The sequence below is a fragment of the Bradyrhizobium neotropicale genome (assembly GCF_001641695.1).
Lineage (GTDB): Bacteria > Pseudomonadota > Alphaproteobacteria > Rhizobiales > Xanthobacteraceae > Bradyrhizobium > Bradyrhizobium neotropicale.
Window position 1 is genome coordinate 1 of sequence record NZ_LSEF01000103.1, and the last position, 2,990, is coordinate 2,990.

The 2,990-nt window shown below is 60.6% G+C and carries 3 protein-coding genes and 1 pseudogene; 2 read left to right on the forward strand and 2 right to left on the reverse strand.

The features are described 5' to 3' along the window. Positions 1-11 precede the first annotated feature (11 nt). Complete coding sequence (locus AXW67_RS35430) at positions 12-293, reverse strand: LexA family protein (RefSeq protein ID WP_063675745.1); 282 nt, start codon at positions 291-293, stop codon at positions 12-14. 38 nt (positions 294-331) lie between these two features. Between AXW67_RS35430 and AXW67_RS35435 the strand changes: the two genes are divergently transcribed. Continuing rightward, on the forward strand, positions 332-1,462 hold the full coding sequence (locus AXW67_RS35435) for an IS630 family transposase (RefSeq protein WP_063675747.1): 1,131 nt from the start codon (positions 332-334) through the stop codon (positions 1,460-1,462). A 205-nt stretch (positions 1,463-1,667) separates the two neighbouring features. After that, positions 1,668-1,832: pseudogene (locus AXW67_RS44535) on the forward strand (IS6 family transposase); the annotation flags it as partial. Positions 1,833-2,132: 300 nt separating this feature from the next. Here AXW67_RS44535 and AXW67_RS41205 read toward each other — a convergent pair. Continuing rightward, a partial coding sequence (locus AXW67_RS41205; RefSeq protein ID WP_145928092.1) for an FAD-dependent oxidoreductase occupies positions 2,133-2,990 on the reverse strand: 858 nt, incomplete at its 5' end.

The window sequence follows — 2,990 nt, forward strand, 5'->3', positions numbered from 1 at the left end:
CTAGTGGTTCATCACAGTGATTTTGACGTTTTGATACCGAGCCATCCGAGGATAGGCAACTTTTCGGGTGGCAAGAGGATCTCGATGCTTCGAGCGACGCCGGGCTGGCGACGAATGAACCCGTTGCGTTCGAGGGTGAGGATCATCTGGTGGACTGACGGCGGGCTGACGCGGAAATGCCGCTGGATGTCGGCCTCGGCGGGCGGCTGTCCGAACATGTACGAGTAGGTATGGATGAAAGCGAGATAGTGTCCCTGCTTCTCGGTGAAGTGCGCGCCTGATTTTTGACTCATAGCTGGATTCGTCCCGGCCTCCGACAAGGAGGCGAAGCATGAATGTACGTTATCGGGTCGAATTGAGCCAAGCCGAGCGGGACGAACTGACGGCAATGCTCGGCGGCGGCACGCATTCCGCCCGCAAACTCAAACGGGCTCAGATTGTGCTGGCGGCCGATTCAGGCAGCTGCGACGCGGAGATTGCCCGAACCGTCCGGGTCAGCCTTTCCACCGTCGGCCGGACCAAACGCCGTTTCGTAGAAGGCAATCTGGAGCGGGCCTTGAGTGAGGAGCCGCGTCCGGGCGCGGAACGCAAGCTGACAGGCAAGGAAGAGGCCCTGCTGGTGGCGACGGCATGCGCCAAGCCGCCCGCCGGCCGCAAACGCTGGACGCTGACATTGCTGGCCGACGCGATGGTCAAGCTCACCGATCACGCCAGCCTGTCGGGCGAGACCGTGCGCCGCCGGCTGGCCGACAACGACCTCAAGCCGTGGCGCCGGGATATGTGGTGCATTCCTCATGTCGACGGCGAATACGTCGCCCGGATGGAGGATGTGCTCGATCTCTACGCCGAGGCGCCGGATCCCGAGCGGCCCCTGGTTTGCTTCGACGAGACCCCAGTCCAGCTGATCGGCGAGGTACGCCAGCCGATCCCTGCCCAACCGGGACAGCGCGAGCGCTACGATTACGAATATCGCCGCAACGGTACCGTCAATCTCTTCGTCACCTTCGATCCGCATCGCGGCTGGCGCAATGTCAAGGTTACAGACCACCGCGCCGCGGTCGACTACGCGCACTGCATGCGCGAACTCGTCGACGTCCACTATCCCAATGCCGCCTGCATCCGTGTGGTGCAGGACAATCTGTCGATTCATACGGCCGGCGCGCTATATCAGGCATTTGCGCCTGCCGAGGCCCGTCGCATCCTGCGCCGCCTCGAGTTCCACTACACCCCGAAACACGCCAGCTGGCTCAATATGGTCGAGTGCGAGATCAGCGTGCTGCAGCGCCAGTGTCTCGGCCGTCGCATCGACGATCCCAAAAGGCTTCGAAAAGAAATCGCAGCATGGCAACGGCAGCGAAACAAGGCGCGAGACCGCATCAAATGGATGTTCACAACCGACAAAGCCCGCGCCAAACTCGGTCGCGCCTATCCAGTTGCCGCCAAAGAGTCAAAACCACTGTGATGAACCACTAGGTGCTTGTGTTCCACGATATACTGGGGCCTGACTAAGAACTCACGGCCCATGCTCGACCCTCGGACCATCACGGTCGATAAGAACGTGGCTTACCCGATCGCAACGAAGGCCATGAAGCAGGATGGAGAACTTTGGCGCTTCGCCAAACCCCAGCAGGTAAGTTCTTGAACAATATCGTCGGGCAGGATCATCGGATCATCGGCGTATCAAACGGCTGGTCCGCCTTGGTCTGGGCTTCAAGAGCTTTGCGTCCGCCTTGTCGACCATTGCGGGCTATGAGGTGATGGCGATTACGCGAGCAAACGATATGCGTGCTCAATGCGACTTCATTGCAAATCTATTCAACGTTGTTGCTTGACCTGAGCCCTCATCCAGCCTTTGCTTGACCTACGTCACAGTTTGCAACGGAACCGGCTGGCGCACCGTCTTCCAAACGTGAGCCGAGGCCAAGAGCGCGATCGGCTGTTACATCGACGACTTCTATAACTCTGTCCGGCGTCGACTACGTCAATCCGGTTCAGTTCGAGAAGCTGGCCGGAAGCTACTAAACCGCTCTCCACAAATGCGGAGCAAGACCACTTGCATGTTTAGCCGGGCAGGATGGCGGCATCGCCACGGGGCAGACTGGCTCGCTGATTCGCTCGGCGATGGCGATGCTCTACTGCTTATGTGGGGTTCGTAGCCGAGCGAGCGCGGGACGCGCACTCCGGTTCACTTGCGCAGCGCGGCCTAACAGTTGACGCGCAGCCAACGGATCTCGTCGTGTCCGTCGCGCAAGACTGTTCCGATCCGCTGCGCGCGCTCTCCTGGCGCGATGAGCATCGCGTCCGGACCAGTCGGTTGGACCTCCATACCGCCCTGCGGTAGGGCGGGCGGATTCATACCGTCGAGCCACTCCTTCAGTGGCGTCTGATCGAGCACGAGCCGCTCTCCCGTTCAAATAGGCAGTCGTGCGCTGGGTAAACAGCCGGCAATCACCCACGGAGTCTGTTGCACTGAACAGCCCGCCAACTAACCGGCCAGACATACCGGACAAACCGGGTTCGCGCGCGATCAATGCGTCACGGCCCAATACCTCGACGGAGCCGTCGCCATGATCCTCGATCGAGGCCACATAGGTGCTGAACTGCGCCTTATCCTGAAACAAATAGAGCCCTCCCTGATGCCGGATCTCCGCCGGCAGGTTCATCTCGACTTCGGCGGCGGCAGCGAGATCACGGCTGTAACGGCTCAAACGTTGCAGCTTGTCGGTATTCCTGCGATGAGCCGACGGGGAACAGTTGAGCAGGAACTCAACTCCCCAGCGCCAGAGCGTTGGATCCGTCAGGCGGGTTACTTTCACCGATGGGTCACGCCCGGCGAAAGCGTTGATCATGGCAGCAGGCGCTCCCGGTCCCGCCCAGGCCTTTGCATGCCCGACAGCGATGATACCTGCATTTGCGCGGCTGCACATTTCGGCCGGACCGGATAACGCGTCGATGACAGCCACATTTAGGCCGCGCTTCGCCAAGGCATA